The sequence below is a fragment of the Actinosynnema sp. NPDC023658 genome, assembly GCF_040639995.1.
GTDB lineage: Bacteria > Actinomycetota > Actinomycetes > Mycobacteriales > Pseudonocardiaceae > Actinosynnema.
On record NZ_JBFAAX010001299.1, the window covers coordinates 1 to 1,356 of the forward strand.

Consider the following 1,356-nt stretch of genomic DNA (forward strand, 5'->3'; position numbering starts at 1 on the left):
GGTGCCGATCCCGTACTGACCCCCGTCCAGTTCGGCGGCCACCTCGCTGGTGGCGTTGGTGGTGCGGACCGGGCCGTCGAGCAGCACGGTCACCGTCGCCCCGTCCACGCCGGGGACGGCCCGGACCACCTGCTCGCAGACCTGCTGCAGCAGCACGTCGAAGTCGTCCTCGCTGTCGAGGACGGCGCTCAGGGTCGCCAACGCGCCGGTGACCTCGTCGAGCGCCGACGAGCGTTCCCCGGTGCGCCCCGCGTCCTCCATGTCCGCCTCCTGTCGTGTCACCGGGCGGGCCCGTGCCGATGCGTGACCCTGGAGCGGCGGACACCCGCGCACCGCACCGGCACACCCGGCCCGGCGGTACGTGCGACGCCCTCACATACCGGCGCCCATCTCGGCCACGGTGTGCGTGCGCAGGTCGGGGCGCGGACCGCCGGCGACCTGCGCCACGATGGCCCGCACGTGGTCCTGGGCCTGCTCGGCCAGTCCGTCGTACACCGCGAGGAACACCTCCCGGGCACGGGCGCGCGGCCAGTCGGGCGGCATCAGCGCGACGGGCAGGGGGTCGAGGGCCGGGAAGCGGCGGTAGGTGTCCATCACCCCGGTGCGGGCCCGCACGGCGTCCGCGCCGGTGATGCGGCCGGCGGCGACCCTCGGCAGCAGCGGCTCCCAGCCCTGGATGAACGCCTCGTACCGCGCCGCGATGGCCTCGACGTCCCAGGCTTCGACCGGGTCGCGGGCGGTGTCCGACTCGAACCGCACGTGCCGCGCGCGGAACGCGGTGGTGGCGCCGGACGTCAGCGCGACCAGCTCCGCGTGCGCCTTCTCGGTCAGGGGCCGCGGCGAGACCCAGACGCCGTCGTAGAGCGGCGCGTACCCCAGCCACCGCAGTTGGGTCCGCAGCGCGCTCCGCCGCGTCTTCTCCTCCTTCGGCATGGTGAAGACGACGACCGTCCACAAGCCGTCCCAGCGGTCGGGTCCGGTGGCGAAGGCCGCGATCGTGGTGCCGCCGAGCGACAGGTTGGCCGCGGCGGGCGCGGTCAGGCGGTAGGAGCTCTGCTTGCCCTGCCGGCTGCCTTCCAGCACGCCCCGGCGGGCCAGCCTGCTGATGGCGGTCCGCGCGGCGCCGGCGGTGACGCCGAACTCGCCCAGGAGGGTGACGATCGCTGCGGTGGGCAGCCAGGCACGGGTGCGCACGGTGTGGTCGGCTATCAGGGTCACCGCCAGGCCCTGCGGCGAGCTGCCGTTCTGCCGGCGTGGCAGCCGGACCGCCTCGGCGTCGACGTCGGAGAAGATCTCCTCGACGTTGAACGGACTGACCACGCTGTGCTCCCGTCGCCTGTCCGCCTGAGGTTCCCC

General features: G+C 74.6%; 1 protein-coding gene and 1 pseudogene. Both read right to left on the bottom strand.

All coding sequences use genetic code 11. The features are described 5' to 3' along the window. Positions 1–261 (bottom strand): annotated as a pseudogene (locus tag AB0G02_RS40450) (transcriptional regulator); the annotation flags it as partial. 111 nt (positions 262–372) lie between these two features. Beyond that, positions 373–1,356: PaaX family transcriptional regulator C-terminal domain-containing protein (locus AB0G02_RS40455; RefSeq protein WP_360805910.1), on the bottom strand; the 984-nt coding region annotated here is incomplete at its 5' end.